This window comes from Labrenzia sp. R5_0 (genome assembly GCF_017743835.1).
Lineage (GTDB): Bacteria > Pseudomonadota > Alphaproteobacteria > Rhizobiales > Stappiaceae > Roseibium > Roseibium algicola.
The window spans coordinates 226,354-253,110 of the sequence record NZ_JAGHRK010000001.1; the positions used below are offsets into that span (position 1 = coordinate 226,354).

At 59.5% G+C, this 26,757-nt stretch carries 28 protein-coding genes; 18 read left to right on the forward strand and 10 right to left on the reverse strand.

The genetic code is table 11. From position 1 onward, the window contains the following. The first annotated feature begins 26 nt into the window (after window positions 1-26). The 4 genes from J7447_RS01040 to J7447_RS01055 all read left to right on the forward strand — a co-directional run bounded on the left by J7447_RS01040 (window position 27) and on the right by J7447_RS01055 (window position 3,975). A complete protein-coding gene (locus J7447_RS01040) occupies window positions 27-1,352 on the forward strand; it encodes an FAD-binding oxidoreductase (protein ID WP_209168494.1) in 1,326 nt (441 codons plus the stop codon). 1 nt (window position 1,353) lies between these two features. After that, window positions 1,354-2,676 carry an FAD-binding oxidoreductase gene (locus tag J7447_RS01045; protein WP_023001837.1) on the forward strand — a complete coding sequence of 441 codons (1,323 nt, stop codon included), beginning with the start codon at window positions 1,354-1,356 and terminating at the stop codon, window positions 2,674-2,676. Between the two features lie 51 nt (window positions 2,677-2,727). Further along, the gene (locus J7447_RS01050; RefSeq protein ID WP_286188853.1) at window positions 2,728-3,360 is read left to right on the forward strand and encodes a GNAT family N-acetyltransferase; all 633 of its coding nucleotides are present in this window, start codon (window positions 2,728-2,730) and stop codon (window positions 3,358-3,360) included. A gap of 69 nt (window positions 3,361-3,429) precedes the next feature. After that, the gene (locus tag J7447_RS01055; protein WP_209168495.1) at window positions 3,430-3,975 is read left to right on the forward strand and encodes a ClbS/DfsB family four-helix bundle protein; all 546 of its coding nucleotides are present in this window, start codon (window positions 3,430-3,432) and stop codon (window positions 3,973-3,975) included. Here the strand turns inward: J7447_RS01055 and J7447_RS01060 are convergent. The 5 genes from J7447_RS01060 to J7447_RS01080 all read right to left on the reverse strand — a co-directional run bounded on the left by J7447_RS01060 (window position 3,957) and on the right by J7447_RS01080 (window position 7,276). After that, window positions 3,957-4,685, reverse strand: coding sequence for a GNAT family N-acetyltransferase (locus J7447_RS01060; RefSeq protein WP_286188854.1), 729 nt, complete (start codon window positions 4,683-4,685; stop codon window positions 3,957-3,959). The two genes, J7447_RS01055 and J7447_RS01060, sit on opposite strands and share 19 nt — an antisense overlap. Continuing rightward, window positions 4,666-4,986, reverse strand: a complete 321-nt coding sequence (locus J7447_RS31200; RefSeq protein WP_075281439.1) for an antibiotic biosynthesis monooxygenase — start codon at window positions 4,984-4,986, stop codon at window positions 4,666-4,668. The genes J7447_RS01060 and J7447_RS31200 overlap by 20 nt, the downstream gene beginning before the upstream one ends. Next, complete coding sequence (locus tag J7447_RS01070) at window positions 4,983-5,513, reverse strand: MarR family transcriptional regulator (RefSeq protein WP_152507432.1); 531 nt, start codon at window positions 5,511-5,513, stop codon at window positions 4,983-4,985. Before J7447_RS01070 ends, J7447_RS31200 begins: the two co-directional genes overlap by 4 nt. A gap of 174 nt (window positions 5,514-5,687) precedes the next feature. Next, window positions 5,688-6,665: a J domain-containing protein gene (locus J7447_RS01075; RefSeq protein WP_023001831.1), complete on the reverse strand. Its 978-nt coding sequence runs from the start codon at window positions 6,663-6,665 to the stop codon at window positions 5,688-5,690. Between the two features lie 197 nt (window positions 6,666-6,862). After that, window positions 6,863-7,276 (reverse strand): RT0821/Lpp0805 family surface protein, encoded by a 414-nt coding sequence (locus J7447_RS01080; protein ID WP_023001830.1) that lies wholly within the window; start codon window positions 7,274-7,276, stop codon window positions 6,863-6,865. Window positions 7,277-7,410: 134 nt separating this feature from the next. On the opposite strand from J7447_RS01080, the gene pdxH reads away from it, so the two are divergent. Further along, window positions 7,411-8,046 (forward strand): pyridoxamine 5'-phosphate oxidase, encoded by a 636-nt coding sequence (gene pdxH, locus J7447_RS01085; RefSeq protein ID WP_209168496.1) that lies wholly within the window; start codon window positions 7,411-7,413, stop codon window positions 8,044-8,046. A 43-nt stretch (window positions 8,047-8,089) separates the two neighbouring features. On the opposite strand, the gene J7447_RS01090 is transcribed toward pdxH, so the two are convergent. The 3 genes from J7447_RS01090 to J7447_RS01100 form a co-directional block, all read right to left on the reverse strand. After that, entirely contained in the window at window positions 8,090-9,064 is a 975-nt protein-coding gene (locus J7447_RS01090) for a magnesium transporter CorA family protein (RefSeq protein WP_055658081.1), read from the reverse strand. A gap of 276 nt (window positions 9,065-9,340) precedes the next feature. Continuing rightward, window positions 9,341-9,484 carry a hypothetical protein gene (locus tag J7447_RS01095; protein ID WP_023001827.1) on the reverse strand — a complete coding sequence of 48 codons (144 nt, stop codon included), beginning with the start codon at window positions 9,482-9,484 and terminating at the stop codon, window positions 9,341-9,343. Between the two features lie 287 nt (window positions 9,485-9,771). Then, a complete protein-coding gene (locus tag J7447_RS01100) occupies window positions 9,772-10,209 on the reverse strand; it encodes a hypothetical protein (protein WP_023001825.1) in 438 nt (145 codons plus the stop codon). A 189-nt stretch (window positions 10,210-10,398) separates the two neighbouring features. On the opposite strand from J7447_RS01100, the gene J7447_RS01105 reads away from it, so the two are divergent. After that, the gene (locus tag J7447_RS01105; protein WP_209168497.1) at window positions 10,399-11,397 is read left to right on the forward strand and encodes a DUF1499 domain-containing protein; all 999 of its coding nucleotides are present in this window, start codon (window positions 10,399-10,401) and stop codon (window positions 11,395-11,397) included. 12 nt (window positions 11,398-11,409) lie between these two features. On the opposite strand, the gene J7447_RS01110 is transcribed toward J7447_RS01105, so the two are convergent. Beyond that, a complete protein-coding gene (locus tag J7447_RS01110) occupies window positions 11,410-12,312 on the reverse strand; it encodes an MBL fold metallo-hydrolase (protein ID WP_152511717.1) in 903 nt (300 codons plus the stop codon). 170 nt (window positions 12,313-12,482) lie between these two features. On the opposite strand from J7447_RS01110, the gene J7447_RS01115 reads away from it, so the two are divergent. From J7447_RS01115 to phoB, 9 genes are all read left to right on the forward strand, one after another. Beyond that, window positions 12,483-12,968 carry an SRPBCC family protein gene (locus J7447_RS01115; RefSeq protein ID WP_209168498.1) on the forward strand — a complete coding sequence of 162 codons (486 nt, stop codon included), beginning with the start codon at window positions 12,483-12,485 and terminating at the stop codon, window positions 12,966-12,968. Window positions 12,969-13,212: 244 nt separating this feature from the next. Then, a complete protein-coding gene (locus tag J7447_RS01120; RefSeq protein WP_286188855.1) occupies window positions 13,213-14,568 on the forward strand; it encodes an ATP-binding protein in 1,356 nt (451 codons plus the stop codon). A gap of 203 nt (window positions 14,569-14,771) precedes the next feature. Beyond that, window positions 14,772-15,722, forward strand: coding sequence for a substrate-binding domain-containing protein (locus J7447_RS01125; RefSeq protein ID WP_228866124.1), 951 nt, complete (start codon window positions 14,772-14,774; stop codon window positions 15,720-15,722). A 354-nt stretch (window positions 15,723-16,076) separates the two neighbouring features. Further along, on the forward strand, window positions 16,077-17,117 hold the full coding sequence (locus J7447_RS01130; protein WP_023001818.1) for a substrate-binding domain-containing protein: 1,041 nt from the start codon (window positions 16,077-16,079) through the stop codon (window positions 17,115-17,117). 65 nt (window positions 17,118-17,182) lie between these two features. Further along, window positions 17,183-18,652, forward strand: a complete 1,470-nt coding sequence (pstC, locus tag J7447_RS01135; protein WP_023001817.1) for a phosphate ABC transporter permease subunit PstC — start codon at window positions 17,183-17,185, stop codon at window positions 18,650-18,652. Continuing rightward, window positions 18,652-20,004: a phosphate ABC transporter permease PstA gene (gene pstA, locus J7447_RS01140; RefSeq protein ID WP_075281429.1), complete on the forward strand. Its 1,353-nt coding sequence runs from the start codon at window positions 18,652-18,654 to the stop codon at window positions 20,002-20,004. Before pstC ends, pstA begins: the two co-directional genes overlap by 1 nt. Window positions 20,005-20,051: 47 nt before the next feature. After that, window positions 20,052-20,813 carry a phosphate ABC transporter ATP-binding protein PstB gene (gene pstB / locus J7447_RS01145; protein ID WP_228148061.1) on the forward strand — a complete coding sequence of 254 codons (762 nt, stop codon included), beginning with the start codon at window positions 20,052-20,054 and terminating at the stop codon, window positions 20,811-20,813. A 31-nt stretch (window positions 20,814-20,844) separates the two neighbouring features. Further along, window positions 20,845-21,540: a phosphate signaling complex protein PhoU gene (phoU, locus tag J7447_RS01150; RefSeq protein WP_023001814.1), complete on the forward strand. Its 696-nt coding sequence runs from the start codon at window positions 20,845-20,847 to the stop codon at window positions 21,538-21,540. 80 nt (window positions 21,541-21,620) lie between these two features. Beyond that, window positions 21,621-22,322 (forward strand): phosphate regulon transcriptional regulator PhoB, encoded by a 702-nt coding sequence (gene phoB, locus J7447_RS01155; RefSeq protein WP_209168499.1) that lies wholly within the window; start codon window positions 21,621-21,623, stop codon window positions 22,320-22,322. A 326-nt stretch (window positions 22,323-22,648) separates the two neighbouring features. Here the strand turns inward: phoB and J7447_RS01160 are convergent, their stop codons facing one another. Continuing rightward, complete coding sequence (locus J7447_RS01160; protein WP_023001812.1) at window positions 22,649-23,185, reverse strand: GcrA family cell cycle regulator; 537 nt, start codon at window positions 23,183-23,185, stop codon at window positions 22,649-22,651. A gap of 441 nt (window positions 23,186-23,626) precedes the next feature. Between J7447_RS01160 and J7447_RS01165 the strand changes: the two genes are divergently transcribed. Genes J7447_RS01165 through J7447_RS01175 form a run of 3 tightly spaced genes read left to right on the forward strand, consistent with a single transcriptional unit; the run spans window position 23,627 to window position 26,749 of the window. Then, entirely contained in the window at window positions 23,627-24,823 is a 1,197-nt protein-coding gene (locus J7447_RS01165; protein ID WP_075281428.1) for an aspartate aminotransferase family protein, read from the forward strand. After that, window positions 24,823-25,752: an ornithine carbamoyltransferase gene (argF, locus tag J7447_RS01170; RefSeq protein ID WP_023001810.1), complete on the forward strand. Its 930-nt coding sequence runs from the start codon at window positions 24,823-24,825 to the stop codon at window positions 25,750-25,752. Before J7447_RS01165 ends, argF begins: the two co-directional genes overlap by 1 nt. A gap of 10 nt (window positions 25,753-25,762) precedes the next feature. Continuing rightward, window positions 25,763-26,749 carry an Hsp33 family molecular chaperone gene (locus tag J7447_RS01175; protein WP_023001809.1) on the forward strand — a complete coding sequence of 329 codons (987 nt, stop codon included), beginning with the start codon at window positions 25,763-25,765 and terminating at the stop codon, window positions 26,747-26,749. Window positions 26,750-26,757: the final 8 nt, after the last annotated feature.

The window sequence follows — 26,757 nt, forward strand, 5'->3', positions numbered from 1 at the left end:
TTGATAAGAGGAGCCTGGCTTCCGACATGCTGACTGCGCTTGATCTCCTGACAGCTAATGACACGCCAGGTCAACACCCACCTTCCTATTACGCTGCAACTGCCAACAGGCAAACGGCTCACTCGGTTCTCGATGGCTCACACACCTGCACGGTCTGCGTCATCGGTGGCGGTTATACGGGGCTATCGGCTGCATTGCATCTGGCTGAACGGGGTGTTGACGTCATCCTCCTGGAAGCCAACCGGATCGGGTGGGGCGCCTCGGGCCGCAATGGCGGCCAGGTCGGTTCCGGCCAGCGCATGGACCAGACGGTTCTGGAAGAACGCCATGGCAAGTCTCACGCCAGATTGCTGTGGGACCTTGCCGAGGATTCCAAGGCGCTGGTCAAGGACCTGATCATCAAGCACCAGATCGCCTGCGACTACACGCCGGGGATACTGCATGCCGATCACCGCAAGAGTTTTGTCGAGGAAAGCCGGGACTATGTCGAGCATCTCAGGCTCGTCTACGGCTATGAGGACATTCGCTTTGTCGGTCCGGATGAAATCGGCGAACAGGTCGGCAGTCCCCGGTACTACGGCGGCTCTCTGGACACGGGCGCAGGCCATCTGCATCCACTCAATTTCGCACTGGGTCTCGGGCAGGCAGCCGAAGCGGCAGGGGCCAGGATTTTCGAGGAAACCAAGGTCACCGGCATTGACGGCCAGGGCACGGGACGGATCACCGTGAGGACGGGGCAGGGCGACGTTCGTGCAGAGCACGTCATTCTGGCGTGCAACGGTTATCTCGGCCGCCTCGACCGGCAGACCGCCGCGCACGTCATGCCGATCAACAATTTCATTGTCGCAACGGAGCCCTTTTCGGAAGACGAGGCGCAAAAGATCATCCGCAACAACGTTGCCGTGGCCGACAGCAAGTTCGTCATCAACTACTTCCGTCTGTCGGCAGACCGCCGGCTGCTTTTCGGTGGCGGTGAGAATTACGGCTATCGCTTTCCGGAAGACATCAAGGCCTTCGTGCGCGAACCGATGCTGGAAATCTTCCCCCAGCTCAGCGACGTGGCCATCGATTACGGCTGGGGCGGTACGCTGGCGATTACGCCCAAGCGCATGCCCTATTTCGCAAGGATTGCGCCCAACATGCTGACCGCAGGTGGGTACTCCGGCCACGGCGTTGCCATGGCAACCCTTGGTGGTCAGGTTCTGGCGGAAGCCGTGACGGGAACTGCGGGTCGCTTCGACGTCTTTGAAAAACTGAACGTACCGGCATTCCCCGGCGGTGACCGGCTGCGCTTCCCGCTTCTGGTACTTGCCATGACGTGGTTCTCTCTGCGGGACAGGCTCGGGTTCTGAGATGCCGCAGAGCCGTACAGAAGCGCGCCGGACGATCGGCAGTTACTGGGAAGCCAGCGTTCCGCAGGTCAAGCTGGACCGGCAGCTCATCGGCAACGCGCTTTTCGATGTTGCGATTATCGGCGCTGGGTTCGCCGGGCTGAGCGCAGCGCTACGGCTCGCGCAGGCAGGCGTTTCCGTGTGCGTTCTGGAAGCGGAACACGTTGGTTACGGCGCTTCGGGCCGCAACGGCGGATTTTGTTGCCTGGGTGGTACCAAACTCGATGAACGCCGCCTCATCAAGAAATTCGGCCTCGAGGAAGCGCGCCGTTTCGTTGCCTATCAGGTCGCGGGCGTCAATCTGGTTGCCCAGAGGCTCGACAGCTGGGGTGTTGACGCCGACCGCCATTCCAATGGCGAAATCTATCTTGCCCACCGGCGGAAGGATTTCGCCGGCTTTCAGGCGGAAGCAGCGTTCCTGAAGGAGAACTTCGGCATCAAGGCCCGGGTGCTTTCCAAGACGGACCTGGACGCGGAAGGCTATGGCGGGCCGACATTCCACGGCGGACTGCAGGTACCCTACGGCTTTGCACTCAATCCGATGGCCTATGTCCAGGCTCTGGCGGATCAGGTGCGCCGAGCCGGCGGCAAGATCTTCGGCAAGTCGCCGGTGACAGGGATGACCCGGGACAATGACCGCTGGCAACTGGAGACCGAACACGGCTTCATCCGGGCCCGGAAGGTTGTCCTGGCGGGTAATGGCTATGCACGCGAGGATGCACCCAAATGGCTGCACGGGCGTACGCTGCCGGTCATGTCGTCAATCCTGGTGACCCGCCCCCTGAGCGAGGGGGAACTTGCCGCACAGGGCTGGACCTCCGACACCATGGCTGCCGACACTCGTAACCTTTTGCATTATTTCCGCCTGTTGCCCGACCGGCGGTTCCTGTTCGGAACGCGCGGCGGCATCTTCGAAAATGCCCAGTCGCTCGCGGCAATGTACAAGCGTGCAAGGTCGGATTTCGACGAGATGTTTCCGGCCTGGGCGGGCATTGAGGCCGAACACAGCTGGTATGGACATGTGTGCCTGGCGCGAAATCTGACCCCCTTCGTTGGGGAAGTGCCCGGTCTCGGCGGCGTCTATGCCGCAATGGGGTGGCACGGCAGCGGCATAGCAATGGCATCGATCTCGGGGGAGAAGGTCGCCGGTCTGATCCTGGGCAAACTTCAGCCGGAAGATTTGCCGGTTGCCCTGCGCCGGCCTTTTGCAAGGTTTCCCCTGCCGTCACTGCGCAAACTCTATCTTCAGGGCGCTTACTGGTGGTACGGCTGGCAGGACAGGTAAACCGCAGATCTGCATTCGCCATGATCCGGGACCATTGAAGACAGAAATCGGATGCTTATGACTGATACCATGATCGTTCGGCAGGCCGAGCTTCGGGACCTGGAAGCCGTTTACGATATCTGCCTGAAAACCGGCCAGGCCGGGCGCGATGCGACGGATCTTTATTCTGACCCCGCATTGATCGGCCATATCTACGCAGGGCCCTATGTGGCTTTGAAAGGTCCCATCAGCTTTGTCGCTGAAGATGATCTCGGCGTGTTCGGCTATGCCGTCGGCGTGAGCGATACACGGGCTTTCGAGCACGAACTGGAGCGGGAATGGTGGCCGGCTTTGCGGGAACGTTACCCGGAACCGGTGCGGCAGGAAACCGAGCAGTCAGCCGATGATCAGCGGATCCGCACGATCCACAATCCGTCGCCCGTGCCACAGGCCGTCATCGATGAATATCCGGCGCATATTCACATGAACCTCTTGCCGCGTGCGCGCGGGAGGGGAGTTGGAACCAGGCTGCTGGACGCCTGGATTGCCGCTGCAAAACTGAAGGGGGTCTCGGCTGTTCATGCCGGGGTGAGCGCTGCCAACGAAGCCGGGCTCGCTTTCTGGACAGCACGGGAGTTCCATCCGGTTCTGACAGTCAGCAACAGCGGATCTCATGGCACCATCTGGTGCGGACGAAGCTTGTAGTCGCCACGGGCCAACAAGGCTTTAGCTCCGCATAGTTCGCACTGAATGTTGTGGTCACGGGAGAGCGGAATGCCTGCAACCACGAAAACGGAATTGCTCGCCGCAAGCGAGAGCGAGTTTTCAAAACTGCAAACGCTCCTCGATGACCTGCCCGCGATGCTGCGTCTTGAAAAGGATGCGGACGGCATATCGCCAAAGGATATCGTCGGTCACCGGGCCCACTGGATAGACCTGTTTCTGGGCTGGTACCGGGACGGCCAGGCCGGCAGACCGGTCTGGTTTCCGGCCCAAGGCTACAAGTGGAACGAGACACCCAGATACAATGCCGACTTGCGGCAAAAGCAATCCGGTCTTTCCTGGCGATCGGTGCGATCCCTTCTGGAGGGAAACCATGCCGAACTGCTCGCCCTCGTGGAAAGTCTGGAGAATGACGAACTCTACGGCGAACCGATGAAAGGCTCCAACAACAAGTGGACGACGGGACGCTGGGCGGAAGCCGCCGGTCCACGCCATTACCGGTCGGCTTCGAAATATCTTCGCCAACGTCTTTCTCAGTTTCAGGAGGAAAGAGACCGGCGCAATTCCGATGTAAGGGATCAGTCCGGGTCGATCTGAGCCTTGCGTCTGACAACGGCTACGTTGACCTCCCGCCATATCTCGAAACCCAGCTTGCGGTAGAGGGCAATTGCTCCGTGATTGTCCGCATAGGCGTGAAGGAACGGAATGTCGCCGCGGTTCCTGATGACTTCAGTCACATGAAGAGAGAGCTCGGATGCCAGGCCTCTGCCTCGGAAATCGGGATGAGTGCAGATCCCGCTGACTTCCGTATAGCCGTCGAGGTTGATCCTGCTACCCGCCATTGCAGCCAGACGGCCGTCCAGCCTGATGCCGAAGAAAGTGCCCAGCTCCGGCGTGCGCGCGGTGAACGGACCCGGTTTTGTAAGTGCTGCAAGCTCGACCATCTCCGGGACATCGGTTTCGTCCAGCTGCACGATTGAAGCCGATCGGGATGGGCCTTCTGACGGGGAAACTTCCACCATGAGGACACCCAGCGCGGTGATCTCTGCCTCAAGTTCATGAGGCAGTGCGATGTCATCCGCCTGCAGTATGAACGCCCGGTCGTCACCCGGTTGAATCAGCTCCGCCAGCGCAGCCAGAGCTTCGGGCGAGTTGTTCGCCGCTGCCGCAAAGGGGGAGATGGCCGGATCGAAACGGCGGGCAAGGTCGCCTCCCTGGCTGAATTGCGCATGCCGGGAGGTCAGGGCTGACCAGACAACCCGCTTCAGAAGGCTGTCCCGGCTCGGTTCATTCATAACTGCGTGCATCTTCGAGCTCATAGTGTTGTGAAATCAGATCCCATCGCTTCAACACGTCCCGGGCGGCATCGGGCACATAACAGCGCTCGTAATCCGGGCCTTGAAACGCGATGATGTCGTCAAGCGAGCGGAAACTCATGATGGTGATGAACTCCACCTCGGTTTCCAGGTTCCTTCGAAGGACCTCGATGCCGAGATATCCGGGAATGGCTTTCGCCTCGATGCCCGGAATGACCTGTGTCGTGAGAACATGGGCATAGGTGTCGGCCATGCCGGGATCCGTCCAGCCGTGCCAGATGCGCTTGATCATCGTTCAATCTCCGGGGGCGTTTGCAGAGAGTTCCAGTCCTGCAACGGCCTGTCCTTGCAGCGGACGGAAAGCGGCCTCGTGCAAAGGGCATCCTCAAGACCTGCAAGCTGGTCTAGCAAAGGACCTTCCAGACTGTTGCAGGCTTCGGCAACTGCCAGTGTGATCGCGGGCCAGAGCGTTTCTTTCAGATGGGCGACGAGGGCGACTCCCTTGTCGGTCAGGCCGATTGTCGTCACGCGACGGTCCTGTTGCGAGGGAACGGATTCAACCAGTCCATCCGACTTCATCTTGTTGATCGTTCTGGTAACGCCCGGTTGGCTCTGGCCAAGGGTCTTCGCCAGATCGCCGATACTCAGCGGGCCTTGCCGGTCGAGTGCGGCAAGAACGGGGTTGTGCGGCGTCGGCAGACTGGTGTCGGCAAGCTCGGCCGCAACGATCTGCGTTTGTGCCTGCAGCATTTCCCCGATCCGTTTCAGCCGGCTGCCCAGGGTGGCATAGCCAAGCGCGCGGACGACATCTTCGCTCATGGGTCACTCCATTTACATAACTTGATATATAACTAGTTATGTAAATTCACAAGGCCTGGTGGGTGAAGTAGTTGGAGACTGATCCGAGGCTGAGATGAGGAAAGTAAAAAAACGTCGCCCCACCAGTGGCACTGGCGGGGCGAGGTGACGGTCAACAGTTGACGAGGGGGCCGCCTAGTCGAATTCCGGTCCGCGTGCACGGTACGGAGTGATTTCCTTCCAGGCCCGCATCAGCGTGTCCAACTCGTCGTCGCCGTGCGGCGGCATTACGATCTGCAGCTTGACCAGAAGGTCGCCATGACCACCGGTCTTGGTCGGAAGGCCCTTGCCCTTCAACCGCATGGACTTGCCGCTGGAGGCGTTGGCCGGAATGGTCAGGTTGACGGCACCGGACAGGGTTGGCGTACGCACCTTTGCGCCCAGGACAGCTTCATAAAGTGTCAGAGGCAGGTCGAGGTGGAGGTCGGATCCCTTCACTTCGAAAAGCTTGTGGGGCTTGAAGCGGATCTCGACCAGGGCGTCGCCTGCAGGACCGCCGTTTTCCCCCGGGTGCCCCTGGCCCTTGAGCCGGATCTTTTCGCCTTCGACCACCCCCTTGGGCAGGGTAACATTCACCGTCTTGCCGCTTGGAAGCGTTACCTGGGTCTTGCCGGAGTTGACGATGTCTTCCAGCGAGGCGCGGGCAACGATTTCCGCGTTGGCGCCTTTTGTCTTGGGCGGTGCCTTCGCGCGGGCGCCGCCGCCGAAACCTGCACCGGGTCCAGCGCCTGCACCTGCGCCGGCGCGTGCACGGCCACCGCCGAAACTGCCGAAAATGTCGTTCAGAATATCGTCGAAACTGCCGCCGCCACCGGATGTCTTCTGGGTGCGTGCACCGCCGAAGTCTTCATATCCGGAAAAGCCGTCAAAACCATGCGCCTGATAGCGCTGCTTGCCCTCCGCATCGATTTCTCCGCGGTCGAACTTGGCACGTTTTTCCTTGTCGCCGACTATTTCATAGGCCTGATTTGCTTCGGAAAAACGCTGTGCGGCCGTCGGATCATCCTTGTTCTGATCCGGATGGTATTTTTTGGCCAGCTTCCGAAAGGCCTTCTTGATTTCGCTCTCGCTGGCAGATTTTGCCACCCCGAGAACGCTATAGGGATCACGCATTCGTCTCACCAGGTTCCTAAGATTTTCCGGCAGGCTGCCCCGCGCACTGCTCCGTTCGGCGAGCCGAACACAAGCGTGCAAGTTTAGCAGGTCATGCTTGACCGGACTTGTCCTCTATATCGGGATGGATAGGAAAAAATTCCAGACCCCGAATTCGTCTTGAGGACCTTCCGGTTTTAGCGGTTTTTTGACGGGGTTCAAGCTTCGGCGACAGTCAGGCTGGTGACCGCGAATTTTTGCGTGATGTCCCGGCAGGCCGTGCCGGAGTACAGCTTGATGCCGACGATGGTATTCGCCGTCGTCTGAAAGCCGAGACAGCCTGTCTCGCCGTAGGTGGAGGCATTGATGTTCGACAATGTGCCGGAATTGCCGCTGATCGCGTTGAGCCACGTCAGCGACAAGGCCTGCGTCGGCTTTCCGGCGGCAAGGTCCTGGCTGATAGTGTCGAGGTTCTGCGCGATCACAGACCGGTCGTCCTCGTTGATATCGGCATAGGCGACGTCGGACGCGGACGGAATGGAGCCGGTCAGGACTGTCGGGGAATCGATGTTGTTGCTGCCCACCGGAACGGACAACTGGCTACAGCCGCCAAGTGCGGTTGCAATGGCCATGCAAAGTGCGGCTAAGGGTTGGATCTTTATGTGCCCGGCAGTATATGAACGCATACGATACATTTTTCAGGCAGCCCCCCGGTCCGGCTTTTCGAGCCGCTTTAAAGGCTGTCGTTTCCTTCGACAGGTTACCGATGACAGACCTTAAAGATCCCCCTGAAGAGTTAACAAAAGGTGACTTTACAGAGGTAGTGAAGCCATTTGAGCTTTTTGCAGAATGGCTTGAGGACGCCAGGGCTTCGGAGTCCAACGATCCCAACGCACTGGCGCTGTCGACCGTCGACCCAGACGGCCTGCCGAATGTGCGGATGGTTCTGCTGAAGGACTTCGACGAACGCGGCTTTGTGTTTTACACAAATTTCGAAAGCGCCAAGGGGCAGGAGCTGCTCTCCGCCGGCAAGGCTGCCATGTGCTTCCATTGGAAGTCCTTGCGCCGGCAGGTTCGCATTCGTGGTCTTGTCGAACAGGTTTCGAACGAGGAAGCGGACGAGTACTACCGCTCCCGGCCGCGCGGCAGCCGGATCGGTGCCTGGGCGTCCAGGCAATCGCGGCCGCTGGAAAGCCGTTTCGCGCTGGAAAAGGAAGTGGCGAAATATACCGCCAAGTTCGGTATCGGCGACATTCCGCGGCCCGACCACTGGTCAGGCATGCGCCTGGTGCCGGTTTCCATCGAATTCTGGCATGACCGGCCGTTCCGACTTCATGACCGCGTGCAGTTCACCCGAACTGGCGCGGATCAGCCATGGTCCAAGGCGCGCCTGTATCCGTAACGCGCCTGCGACAGGGGTCGAAAGTTTCAAGATGCCGGACCGGTTATAGCAGGCGTTTCCAGCGGAAGAACAGGAACGTCAGCCCGACCGACGACACCATCAGGCCCAACGAGAACAGGAACCCGAGCTGCCAGTTGAGCTCGGGCATGTTGGCAAAGTTCATGCCGTAGATCGATGCGATCAAGGTCGGTGGCAGGAAGATCACGCTGACGACCGTAAAGATCTTCGAGATCTGGTTCTGCTCCAGCGTGACGAGGCCGACCGTTGCGTCCAGCAGGAAGGACAGCTTGTTGTCCAGTGCGTCGCCGTGTTCCTTGATGGAATGGATGTCCCTGCCGAACATCTTGCAGTCGGCTTCCTGCTCTTCGTTCAGGTTCAGACGTTTGGCATGTGTGCTGAGGTAAAGCATCATCCGCGACAGGCTGGTGCAGACATCGTGCATCTTGGACACATGCAGTCCGATCTGCCCCAGTTGCTTGATGGCGATCTGATAGCTTGCGGTCTTGCGCATGTTGAGGCCGTCGCCGAACACCTGCACTGCCAGCTTGTCATACCGCGCTGACGCGCTTTCCATTTCATCGGCACACCGGTCGACGATGATGTCGAGCATCGTGAAGAGAACAGCCGGCCCCTTGTGGGCGATAGTCGAATCGGCCTGAACCTTGCGCGACAGAAGGGCGATGGATTTCGGTTCGCCATAACGCACAGTCACCAGCCGCTTGGCATTGACGACAAATGTGACAGACGAAAGCGCCGGGTCGATCATCTGCGTGGCGATCGGAAGCTGCGCGGTCATCACCACGGCGCCGGGCTCCAGGTAAAGGCGTTCGGAGGTTTCGATGGAGGCGATCTCGTCCCGTGTCGGGATTTCCGCGCCCATCAGCTTTTCTGCTGCCTTTTGCTCTTCCTGCGTCGGGGCGATCAGGTCGATCCATACAGACGTGGTCGGAAGGGGGGCGCCGGAGGCAAGCTCAAGACGCTCCAGACCTTTGACGGTCGGGCAGTAGGCAATGATCATGCAGGCAATCTCCGCCGAAGGACACGGAGCGTGCCCTGTTCGGCGGCAGTTTGCCCAACAGATCGGAAGACGGCAACCGTCTGAAGAAAGTGATTTTGCGGCACCCCGACGGGGCTTGGCCGCTTCAGGATGGCGGACATTCAATCGTCACCGATTGTATGTCCGAACGCTATCCTGGACCGGTCACGCCGGCCGTCAAACAGCGTCTCGAAACAACATGGCAAGCTGGCCGTCACCAGCGGCTTGCCGCGTCTTCGGACGCTATAGCGCAGCGGCTCAGTTCTTCTTTTTGGCCACCGTGCCCGAATTCTTGCAAAGGGCAGCTGCATTGAGGGCTGCGATGCCGACGGGCTTATAGAGGTTCACCAGTTTCGCATCGGCGCTTTGCTTCGGGGCAGGGCGGGCAGATTGCTCAGACATTTGTCTCGTCCGTTGTCTTTTCCAGTGCCCGCTCTCTGGGTTAAAGTTTTCATGGCTCGCGGGCGGTGTGCATGTCGTATCCAATTGCGGCAAACGGAAGGCAGAAAACACGCCTTTCAGCCGGTTTTCGCAATGGATGTGAAAAAGCATGCGCTTATTGGCAGAAATCGGCCAGTCAAAAACAATAACAAGATGTAACGAATCCCGGCCGGATTTGAAGTAATACAGTAAGGATTTATTTACGAATTAGGCCTGCCAGTCATTTGAGCAAGTATATGACTGCCCATTCATATGAAATAGCTTCTGTGATTCCGTAGTGGAGAGCCTCGCAAGGCACTGCAGAATCCTAGCAGCGATCGCGCGTAGCTGAGCAGTACCGTCGTGGCACAAAGCCCCAGTCCGGCCAACATCAATGCAGAAGAGATCGAAGCTCCCAGAAGGATCATCAGGCCTCCTGTGCCGAGGCCTATGACCAAGAGGGCAATGGTTGTCCGCAGGTAGTGATAGTGGGCTTGCAGCCAGCGTCCGCCCGGTTCGGCATAGAGGATCGCAAATGCCAGGGCGATGGGCGACAGGAGTATCGTCAGAACCAGCAGGTGGCACAGGCAGATATTGGCAGAGCCTGGCCGAAACAAGCCAAATGGTGAAAACGCCTTTTGTTTTCCGTCACCGGCAGCGCGGTGTTCCTGTTCGCTCGCCGTATGACGGGACCGCAATCCGGTCATGCCTTACCCCGATTTGAAACTGTATTTCCAGCGTGTCTTGCTTGCACGTTTATCGTTTGCCCAGAAGGAATGTATGATGTGTTCGCTGTCGAAGTGAAGTTCATTTTTGACAAATTGGCTGTAAACGAAGAAACAATCAGGTGGACACCTTGCCGCGCCGATGCGGCAAGCCAGGCGAGATAGGATCTCATGAAGCGCTACGCCGTCTATAAAACAGCTTCGGCACCGGCCAGTCGCACGACCGGCTCCGTGGCGCTGGCGCTCGCGGCAATTGCCTTTCTGGCAAAGCGGTTCGGCCTGATCGACGCGGATGTGTTTGTCCTGTCTCTGATTGCAGCGGCTACGATTGCGCTCGCTGCCATCTTGCTTGCCCTGTTCGGCTTTAACCGGATCTGGACTTATGGCGGACCCGGCGTGCCGGCGGCGCTCACAGGTTTGTTCCTGGGGCTGCTGGCGCTTGCGACGCCTGTGCTTGTGGTCGGAATGCTGGTCATGCACGCGGGAGCGAGCGACCTGGCCACCAACCGAACCGATCCACCCGAACTTGAAACAAATGTGGCTTCAAGCGAACAGCCTTTTCTCAACTGGCTGAACACCGCGCTTGTTGAAGACGTCTGGCCGGCCGTTGCCGCTTATACGGGTGCCGCGCCGGGCATGACTGCTATGGCCAATTCGGCGGAGGACCGTCTTTACCCCGATATCGTTCCGCGCCGATACCGCATTTCAACCGCTCAACTGCATGCGGCGAGTGTCAAGGCGCTTGAAGGTCTGAACTGGCAGGTCGTTGATGAATTGCCGCCCGATCTCCTCGATGCACCGACCTATCTGCAGGCCGAGGGCACTTCGCAGATCCTGGGATTGAAACACGATATCGTACTGCGCGTCCGGCCGGATTCGGTGGGGGCCCTGCTTGACGTCCGTTCGCGTTCGCGCACACCGCTTAAGGACCTGACCGACAATGCGGACCGCATCCGTCTTGTCTTCAGCGAGATCGACCGTGTGCTTCTGGAAACATACGGCGATCTGGCGCGGCTTTCGGTCGACGAGACAGAGCTGGAAGAAGACCTTCCGGCCGAACCGGTTGAAGACTTGCGCGAAACCATTCCGTTGCCGAGCTTCAAACCCTATTTCGAGGACGAGGATGCGCCGGTTGCCGAAGGTCTGGATGCGGTCGATCTGGAAGGCTGATCGCTTGCAGGCTCAGCCGGTGAGGCGATAGCGGGCGGCAAGAGACAACTCCGGACTGGCCTCGACGCGGCCCCTGTCCGCAAGGTCCTCCAGGTGCGCGAATACGGACAGACCTGCCGCCGGGTGTAGCGCCGGATCAACCGCTGCATAGAGCACCGATACGATTTCCGGAATCGATCTTTCGCCTTTTGCCAGTTCATGAAGGATAGAGGCTTCCCGGTCGAGCCTGTGCTGCTTCAGGTCGCGGACGTAGTCGATGGCATTGCGAACAATACCGCCGTGTCCGGGTAGATAGACGGATTCGGAACGGGCCAGCAGTTTGTCTATCGAGGCCATGTAGTCCCGCATGCTGCCGTCGGGTGGGGCGACGACCGATGTCGACCAGCCCATGACGTGATCGGCGGACAGCAGAACCGGTTCCCCGGCAAGGGCAAAACACAGATGGTTGGACGTGTGGCCGGGGGTGGCGACGGCTTCAAGCGAAATGCCTGCGGCCTCGAACATCTCGCCATCTTCCAGCAACCTGTCGGGCGCGTAGTCCTTGTCGCCGCTGGCGTCGAGTGGATTGACCTCGTTTTCAAGAAGCGCTCGTGCCGGCCGGTGCGGCCCGCACCCGATGATCTCGGCACCGGTTCTTTCTTTCAAGAGCCGTGCGCCCGGCGAATGATCCACATGCGTGTGGGTGATCAGGATCGCCTCGATGACTGCGCCCTGTGCAGCCTTCAAGATGGTGTCGACCTGACCTTCCAGGGCAGGCCCGGGGTCAACGCAGATCAGACGACTGGTCCCCAGCAGATAGCTGTTGGTGCCATGAAAGGTGAAAGGCCCCGGGTTGTTAACCGTTAGCCGGCGCACGCCCGGCATCAGCTCGACGGCAGTTCCATATTGCGGATCGAACGCGCGATCGTGCTTCATGATGTCTCCAGTTGGTTCCGCCAGGGGCGACAGTTTCGGCAGGTTCTGCCTCGGTCTGTACGTCATGTATCTGACGTTTGAATCGGCTAGGGAAGCGGTACTTTGCCAAGCCGGGTCCAAATGTGAAACAGTGCGTTTGGGGTTGGAAAGAACGAATTTGACGGAAAATCATGACACATGACACCGAGTGCCGGGTTGAAGGCATGTTGAATCTGCCGCGGAGCCAGGCGTTTTCACTGGTTGTCGACCGGCTTGATCTGTGGTGGACATCGCCTTTCAAGGATGCGGGCGAGGGCAAGGTTCAGGCGGGTATCGATCCCTATGCGGGCGGTAGCTGTTATGAGATAGACAGTGAAGGCCAGCACAGGGTCTGGGGAACCGTCCTCTCACTGGAACCGCCGCTTTACATTCGTCTGGCCTGGCAGGTCAGCCGGGATGGCGAGGAAGTTGCGGATCCTGCGACGGCAAGTCGTGTCATGGTGAACTTCCGCGAGGCCGGGGACAGCACGCGCCTTGAAATCGTTCACAGTGAGTTTCTGAGACATGGCGAAGCGGGAGCGGAATATCTGGAACGCATGCGCCAGCCTGATGGCTGGCCGCGTATTCTGGACAACCTGAAATCCGCCGCCAGACATCCCTTGCCTCAAAATCGGTGATTGGTGCGGGTATTTGGTGCCGGTTCGGAAGTTTCGGTTCACCTGACGCGAAGAGCGTTGGTGGGTCGGAGCCCATTTTCAGGGGTGTATTTGACTGTCGCTTGGCTGACATGCTTTCCGTGTTAGGGGAGTGGTCCGATGCTGCCCCGATCTCCCTATTCCGGCCTTGCACATTTACTGAGACGTCGAAATAGTGTCTGCACTCGGGACACCTAACTGCTGAAACGAATTCGCTCGACCGTCCATGACCCAACCGCCTTCGCCAATCGAAGAACCTGCTGAAGACCGGCAGGCCGCATCGCCGCTGACCCGACTTGGCGAGGCCCGCTGGATTCTGCTGTTCGCGTTTGCTGCTGCCGCGGGCGCGGTCATCGTCCATGAAGTGCCGTTGACGACGGCGCTGCTCACCATGGCGGCAATTGTTGTCGTTGCCTGTTTCGTGCCGCGCAAGTCTTCGAGCCGCAGGGTCAAGCTGAATGCCCAGCGGGAAATCCGCAGGATGTGGCCGGGTACGGGCATGAAGGTCACTGTTGATGCGTTGCCGACACCCTGCTTCGTTGCCGACGGGCGGGGCATCACCCGCTATGTCAACAAGCAGGCGCTGTCGATTTATGAAGGCGTGAAACCGGGTGATCCTCTGTCCTTCTCGCTCCGGGCTCCTTCGCTGCTGGAAGCGTTCGACCGTGTCTGCACAACGGGTGAGGCCGAGAAGATCAGCTGGATCGAGAAGGTGCCGACCGAAACCTGGTACGAGGCTCATATCTCGCCGATCTACATGCCCGGAAGCGCGGGTCTGGAGAAGATGCCGAGCTTGCCGGACTTCATTCTGGTGGTCATTCAGGACCTGACAGAAAATCGCCGGCTTGAACGCATGCGCACGGACTTCGTCGCCAATGCCAGCCATGAACTGCGCACGCCTCTGGCCTCGCTCACCGGATTTATCGAGACCTTGCAAGGACCTGCGCGCAACGATCCGGAGGCGAGAGACAGGTTTTTGTCGATCATGCTGGATCAGGCGGGGCGCATGCGCCGGTTGATCGATGATATCCTGTCGCTGTCGCGGATCGAGCTGAAGGCGCACGTCCGGCCCGCAAATGCTGTCGATCTGTCAGAGATCGTCCGGCATACGACCGATGCGCTGTCTCCGCTGGCCTCCGACATGGGCGTCGAGATCCGGCTTCAGCTCCCGGACACCCCCGTGCGGATCAGGGGCGACAGGGACGAGCTCATCCAGGTGACGGAAAACCTGATCGAGAACGCGCTGAAATACGGCCATGACGGCAAGTTCGTCGACGTCGGTCTTGAAAGACCGCAGGCGCCGCAGGATGCACTGACCTGGCAACTTTCGGTACGCGACTACGGCGAGGGCATCCCGCGTGAGCATCTGCCGCGCCTGACGGAGAGGTTCTACCGGGTCGATGTCGAATCGAGCCGGGCGATGAAGGGGACGGGCCTCGGGCTTGCCATCGTGAAGCACATCCTGACACGCCACAGGGGCCGGCTGGAGGTGGACAGCGAGCCGGGGCAGGGGGCGACGTTCAAGGTCAGTTTGCCTGCCATGGAGAACGTTGAAGGTCTGCCCGAGAAGATCTCCGCCTGATGCCGGATTGGCGACTGTCGTATTCCTGAGACGCGAGACTGCTAGAGACTTGCCACTGCAAGATCGGAAAAGTCTTTTGTGACCGGTCAGGCGATCCGCCTAAAGGAAGGCCTGTCTTGCCGGATCGCGCCAGCATTTTGTCCAGGAGTTTTAACGTGCCGATGTATTTTTCAGCCCGCGCTGTGTTGTGTGGCGTTTTTTGTTTGGCATCCCTGACCGCCGAAGCCCGTGACCGGTTGCTTATCGTCGGCTCGTCAACGGTATTTCCGTTTGCGACCGCGGTCGCAGAAGCAGTCGGCAGCAACGGCGTAAAGTTCCCGATTGTCGAATCCACGGGCTCAGGCGCCGGTTTCAACCTGTTCTGCAAGGGCGTTGGTGAACACACGCCGGACATCACCAATGCATCCAGGCGCATGAAGCCTTCGGAACTGGACACCTGTCTCGCAAACGGCGTCACGCCGGTCGAAGTGGAAATCGGTTATGACGGCATCGTGCTGGCCAATTCGCGCAATGGCCCGAAATTCACCCTGACCGTGGAGCAGATTTTCGAGGCGCTGGCCGAGAAACTTCCGAAGGACGGACAGCTAGTCGACAATGGCAACCTCGCCTGGTCGGACATCGATGCGGGCTTGCCGAATGAGGAGATCGAGGTGCTTGGACCGCCTCCGACCTCCGGCACCCGTGATGCGTTCGAAGAACTTGTCATGGAAGAAGGCTGCAAGTCGGTCAAGGATCTGGAAAAAGACGGTTGCACGCGCATTCGCCGGGACGGCAGCTTTGTCGAAGCGGGCGAGAACGACGACCTGATCGTCGGTGCTCTGGAGGCCAATCCCGTGACGGTCGGCATCTTCGGTTATTCCTTCCTGATGCAGAACCGGGACAAGATCCAGAGCGTCGGCGTCAACGGGGTCGAGCCGACGTTCGAAAAGATCGCCTCCGGGGAATACCCGGTGTCCCGCCCGCTGTTTTTCTACATCAAGAAGGAACACGTCGGCCTTATTCCTGGCATGGAGGAGTATGTGGCTGCCTTCACCAGCGAAGAGGCCTGGGGCGACGATGGGTATCTGGCGAGCAAGGGACTGATTCCCCTGTCTGCCGAAAAACGCAGGCAAGAGGCGACCGACGCAATGGCGTTGCCGGCCTTGCAACTCTGATCGAGCCGAACCGGGCAATGCAAAACCCCGTTCGGCCGCTGCGGCAGGTGCCTGAAAGCCTCCCTGATCAGGCATAACGCTCGCCAGATGGATAAAAGGGTTTCCTGTCAGCTTTGCCGAGGCAAGCGAGAGCTGCACGATGTGCACCTCGAGACGGGTTTTTGTGACCCTTTGCGACATAAAACCGTCAAGGAACAGGTTTTCTTGAGTAATTTCAGTATCTTAAATTGTCACAAAACTGAAAAGGAACTGTCATAGAACTCTCATCCGTGGAGCCTAGGTTCCCCGCATCGCTCGTGCACATCCAAGCGCGGTGATCATCTAGAAACCTTGACATTCAAAGGGAGTGGTCAAGTGAAATTTACGACCCTCGTTAGCGCAACTGCTCTTGCCGTTGCTTCCACTGCATTCGTTGGTTCGGCTCAGGCTCGCGACCAGGTGCAGATTGCTGGTTCCTCCACGGTTCTTCCTTATGCTTCCATCGTTGCTGAAGCATTCGGCGAAAACACCGATTTCCCGACACCGGTCGTTGAATCCGGTGGCTCCTCTGCTGGTCTGAAGAAGTTCTGCACCGGCGTTGGCGAAAACACCATCGACATCGCAAACGCTTCCCGCGCTATCCGCGAGAAGGAAATCAAGGCTTGTGCCGAAGCTGGCGTGAAAGACATCATCGAAGTCCGCATCGGCTACGATGGCATCGTCTTCGCTTCCCAGAAAGACGGCCCGGCTTTCAACGAATTCACCCAGGTTCAGTGGTTCAACGCTCTGTCCCCGAAAGTCCTGAAGGACGGCCAGATCGTCGACAACCCGTACACCAAGTGGTCCGAAGTTGACGCTTCCCTGCCGGACGCGGAAATCGCTGCTTTCATCCCGGGCACCAAGCACGGCACCCGTGAAGTGTTCGAAGAAAAAGTTCTGGCTGTTGGCTGCGAAGAATCCGGCGCTCTGAAAGCCATGATCGACGGCGGCATGTCCGAAGACGACGCTGAAGACGCCTGCATCGCAGTCCGCACGGACGGCAAGTCGGTCGACATCGACGGCGACTACACCGAGACCCTGGCTCGCATCGACTCCAACCCGAACGGCGTTGGCGTTTTCGGCCTGGCGTTCTACGAGAACAACACCGACAAACTCAAAGTGGCAACGATGGCCGGTATCGCTCCGTCCACCGAAACCATCGCCAAGGGTGAGTACCCGGTTTCCCGTCCGCTGTTCTTCTACATCAAGAAGGCACACATCGGCGTTATCCCGGGCCTGAAAGAATACGCTCAGTTCTTCGTTTCTGACGAAATCGCTGGCCCGGACGGCCCGCTGGCCCAGTATGGCCTGGTTTCCGATCCGGAGCTTGCAGCTACGCAGGCTTCCATCGAAGCCGAAGAAACGATGGGCAACTAAGCACATCTTTCCGGAAGGGCGGCTTCGGCCGCCCTTTCTTTCTTCTTTGCCGGTTGGGTCGCCCTATGTCACTTCCATATATTCTTATTGCGCTGCTGGTTCTGGCTGTCGCCGGATACATAGTCGGCCGCGGAAAAGCCTTAAGTTCTGCCGGAGGGGATGTGCGTGAGCTCCATTCCCTGCCTGGTTATTACGGCTGGAACGTCGTTGTTTCGATATTGGTTCCTGCCCTCCTGCTGCTCATTGCGTGGCTGATCTTCCAGCCCATCATTCTTGACAGCCAGGTTTCCTCCAAGATTTCCGAAGAGACCATTGCCGCAAGTTCGCTCGACCTCGTAATGAGCGACGTCGTACGTGTTGCCGAGGGTCTCGACCTTGCCGTTTCTCAGGGCGCCATGTCGGCCGACATGGCGTCTTCCATCCGCACCGATCTGACCGACGTGCGCAGCCGTCTCGGCGAGATAGGTGTCGCGCTCGGTTCAGAAGTGACCGCCGAAACGTTGCGGGCCGCGCAGACATACCGCAGCATCTCGGGTACAGGCCTGCTGTTGCGGACAATCGGCGTTCTGGCGGTCGGCCTGATCGGTTTCGCTGTCGGTGTTCTGCGCACCAACAAGGATTTCCGTGCCCGCAACGTCGTGGAAACGGTCGTCCGCTATATCCTGATTGCAGCAGCCTCGATCGCCATCCTGACGACTGTCGGCATCGTGCTGTCGCTGATCTTCAACACGGTCGAGTTCTTCCGGCTCTATCCGGCCGCTGATTTCTTCTTCGGCCTGACCTGGGCGCCGAGCTTCGGCGGTGGATCGGAGCTGGGGATCGTGCCGCTGATCTGGGCGACCATGTATATCTCTCTGATCGCACTTGCCGTTGCCGTACCGATCGGTCTGTTCGCTGCCATCTACCTGTCTGAGTATGCAACGCCGCACGTACGCGCCGTCGCCAAGCCGCTGCTGGAGATCCTGGCCGGTATTCCAACCATCGTTTACGGTCTCTTCGCGCTGCTCACAGTCGGCCCGCTTCTGATGAACGTCTTCGGCTCCGGCGGTGCGCTTGGCGTAAGCTGGATGTCCGGTGCTTCCTCGGTGTTCACCGCGGGCGCTGTCATGGGCATCATGCTGATCCCTTTCGTGAGCTCGCTTTCCGACGACATCATCAACGCTGTGCCGCAGGCCATGCGTGACGGATCGCTCGGACTTGGTGCCACCCATTCGGAAACCGTGAAGCAGGTCATTCTGCCGGCGGCCCTGCCCGGGATCGTCGGGGCCATCCTGCTGGCGGCCTCTCGCGCCATCGGTGAAACCATGATCGTTGTGCTGGGGGCCGGCGCAGCTGCCCGCCTCAGCATGAACCCGCTCGAAGCGATGACCACCGTGACCGCGAAGATCGTCAGCCAGCTCACCGGCGACGCCGACTTTGCCTCCCCGGAAGCCCTTGTCGCCTTCGCACTCGGCATGACCCTGTTCGTCGTGACCCTGGGGCTCAACATCGTCGCGCTCTACATCGTGCGCAAATATCGGGAGCAGTACGACTAATGACCGACACGACCCTTACGCCACCGTCGGGCAAGACCAGTGCTCCGACCCCGCACAAGACCACGTCGATCCTCGAACTCGATCCGCTGACCAGAAAGCGCAACGCCGCTGAAGCGCGCTTCAAGCTCTACGGCATCATTGCCATCGGCATCGGCCTGTTCTTCCTCGTTGCGCTGCTGTGGGCAATCCTTTCCAACGGCCTTGGCGCCTTCAGCCAGACCTTCCTGAAGGTGGATGTCCCACTCAATCAGGAGCAGATTGCCGAAGCGGAAAAGTCGGTGGTCAAGACGTCCAAGTACCGGGCCATCATCGACGACGCCTTTGCCAAGGAACTCGCCGGTGCCAACATCACCACAGACATGTCGGCAAAGGACCTGCAGAAGCTGTTCTCCTCAGGGGCTGCCGCGACGGTCCGTGACTTTGCGCTTGCCAACCCGGACAAGATCGGCACGACGGTAACCTTCGAGCTGATCGCCTCATCCCGTGTCGACGGCTACCTGAAGGGCCGCGTCAAGCGCGAGGATCTTGCCGAAGACAAGAACCTGGATGCCGCACACCTGGATCTGGCGGACCAGATGCAGTCCGCCGGCATTCTGGAGAAGCGCTTCAACTGGGCCTTCATCACCGGGACCGATGCTTCCGACAGCCGTCCGGAGCAGGCCGGCATCGGAGCGTCCATGATCGGGTCGCTGTTCATGATGCTGGTGGTGCTGTTCCTGTCGCTGCCGATCGGCGTGGCCGCTTCCATCTACCTGGAAGAGTTCGCTCCGCAGAACAAGTTCACCGATCTGATCGAGGTGAATATCTCCAACCTGGCCGCCGTTCCGTCCATCGTGTTCGGTATTCTCGGTCTGGCGGTGTTCATCCAGTTCATGCATCTGCCGCAATCCGCACCACTGGTGGGTGGTCTGGTACTGACGTTGATGACACTGCCCACGATCATCATATCCACCCGCGCCTCCTTGAAGGCCGTTCCGCCGAGCATCCGCGATGCGGCCCTTGGCATTGGCGCCTCCAAGATGCAGTCTATCTTCCACCATGTCCTGCCGCTGGCAATGCCTGGCATTCTAACCGGCACGATCATCGGTCTGGCACAGGCGCTTGGGGAAACCGCTCCGCTGCTGCTAATCGGGATGGTCGGTTTCATCGCCTCCAATTTCCCGGACGGTGTGGCTGCCGGTTTCTTCTCTCCGAACTCGGCCATGCCGGCCCAGATCTACGAGTGGGCGAAACGCGCCGACCCGGCTTTCTATGAACGCGCTTGGGGCGGGATCATCGTGCTGCTGGTCTTCCTCATGACCATGAACATTATCGCTATCATCCTGCGCCGCAGGTTTGAACGCCGCTGGTAAGGATTGCTCCGATGAACGAGATGCCGAATTTTGAACAGGCGAAAACCATGACCGACAGCAAAATTTCCGCGAACAAGGTGCAGGTCTATTATGGCGATACCCACGCCATCAAGGACGTGGACATCGAGATTCAGCCGCGGTCCGTGACTGCCTTCATCGGTCCCTCCGGATGTGGCAAGTCGACGTTCCTGCGGACGATCAACCGCATGAACGACACCATCGACATCTGCCGTGTGGAAGGGTCGATCAAGATCGACGGTGAAGACATCTACGATCCCAAGGTCGATCCCGTACAGCTGCGCGCCAAGGTTGGCATGGTTTTCCAGAAGCCGAACCCGTTTCCCAAGTCGATCTACGACAACATTGCGTACGGTCCGCGGATCCATGGTCTGGCCCGCAACAAGTCCGAGCTTGATGAAATCGTTGCCTCCAGCCTGCAGAAGGCCGGGCTTTGGGAAGAAGTCAAGAACCGTCTGGACGAGCCGGGCACCGGCATGTCGGGCGGTCAGCAGCAGCGTCTGTGCATTGCCCGTGCGATTGCCGTCAGCCCGGAAGTGATCCTGATGGACGAACCGTGCTCGGCGCTCGACCCCATCGCTACCGCGAAGGTGGAAGAGCTGATCGACGAACTGCGGGAAAACTTCACCATCGTGATCGTGACCCACTCGATGCAGCAGGCTGCCCGTGTGTCTCAGCGTACCGCGTTCTTTCACCTGGGTGTTTTGGTGGAGGAAGGTCTGACGGAGGACATCTTTACCAATCCGAAGGACAAGCGTACGCAGGACTATATTACGGGCCGCTTCGGCTAAGCATTTTTTAGGTTTCTGAAGGGGACACAGGATGTCTGAACATACAGTCTCGGCTTACGATGACGAACTGACGGCCATGGCCGGCAAGGTTGCCGAAATGGGTGGTATTGCCGAAAAGGCTTTCGCCGATGCGGTGTCCGCGCTGGTGTCGCAGGATCTGGAGCTTGCCAAGGCGACGATCAAGGGCGATGTCCGTCTGGACAGCCTTTACAACGAACTTGAAGTGAAGCTGATCGAGCTGATCGTCCGCCGCCAGCCGATGGGGCAGGACCTGCGTGAAATCACTGCCGCAACGCGCATTGCCAATGACCTGGAGCGTGTTGGCGATCTTGCCAAGAACGTTGCCAAGCGCGTCATCGCCATCGACAGCGACTTGCAGTCCAAGAAGCTCGCGATCGGTGTGGAGCACATGACGGAACTCGCTCTTTCGCAGCTCAAGCAGGTGCTGGATGCCTACGCCCGAAAGGATGCGGAAGCCGCCCGCCGGGTTCAGGAAGCCGACGCCGAGGTCGACGCGATCTACACGTCGATCTTTCGCGAACTCCTGACCTACATGATGGAAGACCCGCGGGTCATTACCCAGTGCGTCCATCTCTTGTTCTGCGCAAAGAACATCGAGCGCATCGGCGATCACGCGACGAACATCGCCGAGAACGTCTACTACATGGTCACTGGCGAGCGTTTGCCGGAAGACCGGGCAAAGGTCGACGAAACAGGCGCGGTCTGACCCGCCGGTAATCGTCGGATTTGCTGAAGATCTTAACGGCCGGCGCTTCGGCGCCGGTTGCGGTAATTGGAGCGAGATGTATGCCGAAGGTGCTCATCGTTGAAGACGAAGAACCGCTCAGCCTTCTATTGAGATACAATTTGGAAGCGGAAGGGTACTCGGTCGAGTCCTGTGTCCGGGGTGACGAGGCGGAAATCCGCCTGCGGGAAAGCCTGCCGGATCTGTTGCTGCTCGACTGGATGCTGCCGGGCCTGTCCGGAATTGAACTGTGCCGCCGCCTGCGGGCGCGCGAGGACACCGAGCGCCTGCCGGTCATCATGCTGACGGCACGCGGTGAGGAAGCAGAGCGCATCCGCGGCCTGGCGACCGGTGCCGACGACTACGTGGTCAAGCCCTTCTCGGTACCGGAATTGATGGCCCGCGTGCGCGCCATCCTGCGCCGGGCAAGCCCGGAAGTGGTGTCCAGCATGTTGCGGTCCGGCGATATCGAACTGGATCGCGAAACGCACCGCGTTCGCCGCAACACCAAGGAAATACACCTGGGGCCGACGGAATTCCGCCTGCTGGAATTCCTGATGACATCGCCTGGCCGTGTCTTCTCCCGCGAACAACTGTTGGATGGGGTCTGGGGTCACGATGTCTACGTGGACGAACGCACTGTCGATGTTCACGTCGGTCGCTTGCGCAAGGCTCTGAACAAGGGCAAGGCGAAGGATCCTATCCGTACCGTCCGTGGTGCCGGATACGCCTTCAATGACCAGTTCACCTCTGCCACTGCCTGAGGGCAACTTGCAGAATGGAATTAAGGAGCCCGCTTTCAAGCGGGCTTTTTGTTTCTCAGCGGTTATGTGCCTTTCGCGGAGCAAGGTTCTCTTCTGCGACCACCCCATCAGTTGTGTCGGTGTCGGGGCTGATCCTGCGGTCCCTGTCGTGGCGGAGCGGTCAAACAAGGTTTGATTTGATGGGGCGGAAACGGCATGGAGCGGTGCCAAGAACAAGCCGTGGGAGGTCACTGTTCGGGGTCGGGCATCTGGTCAATGGAAGGCCCAAACAAAAAAAGCCCGCCAAATCGGCGGGCTTTCTCATGAATTGGTTAGGTGCGAGGCTATCAGCCTGCCTGAGCCATCGTCTTGCGATCGCGGCGGCGGTCGGCGACCGGCTGATACGCGATCTTGCAGTGATGAGCGCAGTAGGGGACGCCGGCATCGGATTGGCGGCCGCAGAAGTAGAAGTCGTCGGTCGCCGGGTCGCCAATCGGCCATTTGCAGGTCCGCTCGGTCAGCGTCAGGATGGTAGCCCGCTGCGAGATCGGAACAAGTTCTGCAATCGGCTCTACGCGCGGCTTGGCAGCCACCACTGGAGCCGGCGAGATGTCTGCTTTCAGGGCCGTTGCGCCGATCGACTGCGGATGTGACGTCGTCGGTTTCTTCGGCGCTGCCCCCGTTGCAGGAGCTGCGGTGCGCGGCCGGCGCGGCTTGGCGCTTGAAGAGGTGGACTTGGCGCGGCCGGACAGGCCAAGGCGGTGCACCTTGCCGATCACGGCGTTACGGGTAACACCACCCAGTTCGCCTGCGATCTGGCTTGCGCTCAAGCCGTCGCCCCAAAGCTTTTTGAGAAGCTCAACTCGTTCGTTTGTCCAACTCATTGCCGCACCCTTTAGTTTGACCGTCCTGCGGCCATTAACCCCGTGTTAAGCATGCGCAAGCACGCTTAATGCTGGCAGATCTAGTGCCTCTTGGTGATTTGCCTCACGAGATCTCGTGTCTGATTGCTGAGAGGTTACAATAACGTTAATTTGTCAGGCAACCACTCGACCCAAACCAGTTGGGGATGAAACGACTTTTCCCCAATTATGGCGAGGTCATTGAGAATTTTATGAAATCCGCCCTCCGCGGCACATGAAATGTCTTGTGCGCCATTTCCATTGACAGTGCATGGTACCGGCAGTGTATAAGAAAGCCGCTGCGTGCCGCCTCATCGGGGCGGCACGTTGCGTTTTGGCCCTTCGGCATCTTTTCAAGGTGACGGCCCGGCGTCGGGGCGACGCAGGGGACAGCAGGGGCGTTTAAAGGAGACAAACGAGGTTATGTCCGCGACTGCACTATTCGGAAATTACGCAAGATCGAACCTGTCTTTCGATCATGGGGAAGGCGTCTGGCTGGTTACCACCGATGGCCGACGATTCCTCGATTGCGGTTCCGGCATCGCGGTCAACGCACTCGGTCATGCCCATCCGCATCTGGTCAAGGCGTTGCAGGATCAGGCAGCCAAGCTGTGGCATACCTCCAACCTGCACCAGATCCCGGATGGCGAACGGCTGGCGCAGCGCCTGTGCGCGGAAACCTTTGCCGACAAGGTGCTGTTCGTGAATTCCGGCGCGGAAGCGATGGAAGCTGCCATCAAATGCGCGCGCCGTTATCATTATGACAACGGCAACCCCGAGCGGTTCCACATCGTGACCTTCGAAGGCGCCTTCCATGGCCGGACCATCGCGACCATCGCGGCTGGCGGCCAGGCGAAATATCTTGAAGGCTTTGGCCCGAAGGCTCCCGGTTTTGACCAGGTGCCGGCAGGAGACCTGGATGCGCTGAAAGATGCCATCGGTCCGCAAACGGCCGCGATCGCGATCGAGCCCGTGCAGGGCGAGGGCGGTATCCGCGAAATTCCGGCCGATTTCCTGCGTGCGCTGCGCAAGATCTGTGATGACAACGGCATTCTGCTGATCTTCGACGAGATCCAGACCGGTGTCGGACGGACCGGCAAGCTGTTCGCTCACCAGTGGACGGGCGTGGAACCGGACCTGATGGCAATCGCCAAGGGTATCGGCGGCGGGTTCCCGATGGGCGCATGTCTTGCAACGGCAGAAACGGCAGCGGCGCTGTCCCCCGGGACCCACGGCACCACCTTTGGCGGTAATCCGCTGGCCATGGCAGTCGGCAATGCCGTTCTGGACGTCGTTCTGGAAGACGGGTTCCTGGAAGGTGTCCGTCAGAAGGGGCTCAGCTTCAAGCAGAAGCTGGCCGGACTGGTGGACGGCCATCCGGACGTTCTGGCCGAAGTGCGCGGCAACGGCCTGATGCTCGGTCTGAAATGCGTGGTGCCGGTTGCAGATTATGTGCTTGCAGCCCGTGAAGCCGGTCTGCTGGCAGTTCCTGCCGGCGATAACGTGGTGCGCATCATGCCGCCGCTGACCATGAGCGAAGAGGAAATTTCCATTGCTGTCGAGCGCCTGGAACAGGCTGCTGTCGCCATGGAAGCGAAATTGGCGGAAGGAGCGGCCTGATGACCGCAAACGGAACCTACCGGAACTTTCTGGATCTGACGGACTTCGAAGGCGACGAATTGCGCGCCATCCTGGACACCAGCCGGAAGATCAAGTCGAGCCGCAACGGCGTGCATCGCGGCCAGGGTCCTCTGGCCGGCAAGGTGCTGGCCATGATCTTCGAACAACCGTCGACCCGTACGCGCATTTCCTTTGACGTCGGCATGCGCGAGCTTGGCGGCGAGACCTTGATGCTGACCGGTGCGGAAATGCAGCTCGGCCGCGGAGAGACAATCGCCGATACGGCGCAGGTTCTGTCGCGCTTCGTCGACGCGATCATGATCCGCATCCTCGATCACAACGACCTGCGTGAACTTGCAGAAAATGCGACAGTGCCGGTGATCAACGGCCTGACCAAGCTCTCGCATCCCTGTCAGATCATGGCGGATCTGTTGACCTTTGAAGAGCATCGCGGTTCGATCAAGGGCAAGAGCGTTGCCTGGACCGGTGACAGCAACAACGTGCTGGCTTCCTGGATTCATGCCGCGCCGCGCTTCGATTTCGAATTGCGCATCGCGACGCCGGGTGAACTGGCGCCGCCGATGGACCTGATTGAAACTGCTCGTGCCAAGGGTGGTTCCATTCAGGTCACGACGGACCCATATGAGGCAGTCAAGGGGACCGACTGTGTCGTGACCGACTGCTGGGTGTCCATGGGTGATGACGATGCGGAATCGCGTCACAACCTCCTCAGCGCCTATCAGGTCAACAAACGCCTGATGGCTGAGGCAAACCAGGACGCCCTGTTCATGCATTGCCTGCCGGCCCACCGGGGTGAGGAAGTCACCTCGGACGTCATGGACGGTCCCAACTCCGTTGTGTTTGACGAAGCCGAAAACCGGCTCCATGCCCAAAAGGGCATTCTGGCCTGGTGCTTCGGCGCAGCATAAGGCAAGCCAAGTGGCACTTAATCTTGATGAACTGGGCATTACGCCTGCAGGGCTGGACGCTGTCCGGCCCTTTGCCGTGGAAGGGCTCGATGTGCGCGGCCGTGCGGTCGCGCTTGGTCCTGTCCTGGAAAAAATTCTGGACCGGCATGCCTATCCGGAACCGGTCTCGCGACTGCTGGCGGAAGCGATCGTTCTGACCAGCCTTCTGGGCACGTCGCTGAAATTCGACGGTCGCTTCACGCTGCAGACGCAGACGAAGGGGCCGGTGTCCATGCTGGTGGTCGACTTCAAGTCACCCGACGCAATCCGCGCCTGCGCAACCTTCGATGCTGCTGAAGTCGCAGCGCTGATGGCTGACGGCAAGGCAACGCAGGAGGCCCTTCTCGGGCACGGACATCTGGCGATGACCATCGACCAGGGAATGCACATGCAGCGCTACCAGGGACTGGTGGAGCTGGATGGTGTGTCGCTGGAAGAAGTCGCACGCCGGTACTTCGAGCGATCCGAGCAGATCCCGACAGAAGTTCGTCTTGGTGTTGGTGAACTGTTCACCCGCCAGGAAGGCGAGGGGCACGTGAAAACCTGGACAGCCGGCGGGATCCTGATCCAATTCCTGCCGGAAGCGCCGGAACGCATGCGCCAGGCTGACATTGATCCGGGCAATGCCCCGGAAGGCACGAGCCCGCACGAGATTGACGAGGACGATGCCTGGGTGGAAGCCAAGGTACTGGTCGAGACGGTCAAGGATGTCGAACTGACTGATCCGGAAGTCAGCGTGGAAATGCTGCTCTTCCGGCTGTTTCACGAACGCGGCGTCCGCCTTTTCGAGCCGCAGCCGCTGGTCGACAAGTGCAGCTGCTCTCGCGAGAAGATCGAGAATGTTCTCGCCGGGTTCAGCGACGACGATGTCGACCACATGACTGTCGACGGCAAGATCATCGTCACCTGCGAGTTCTGCAGCACCAGCTACGAATTCGACGGCAAGCCCGGCCAGTAAGCCGGACT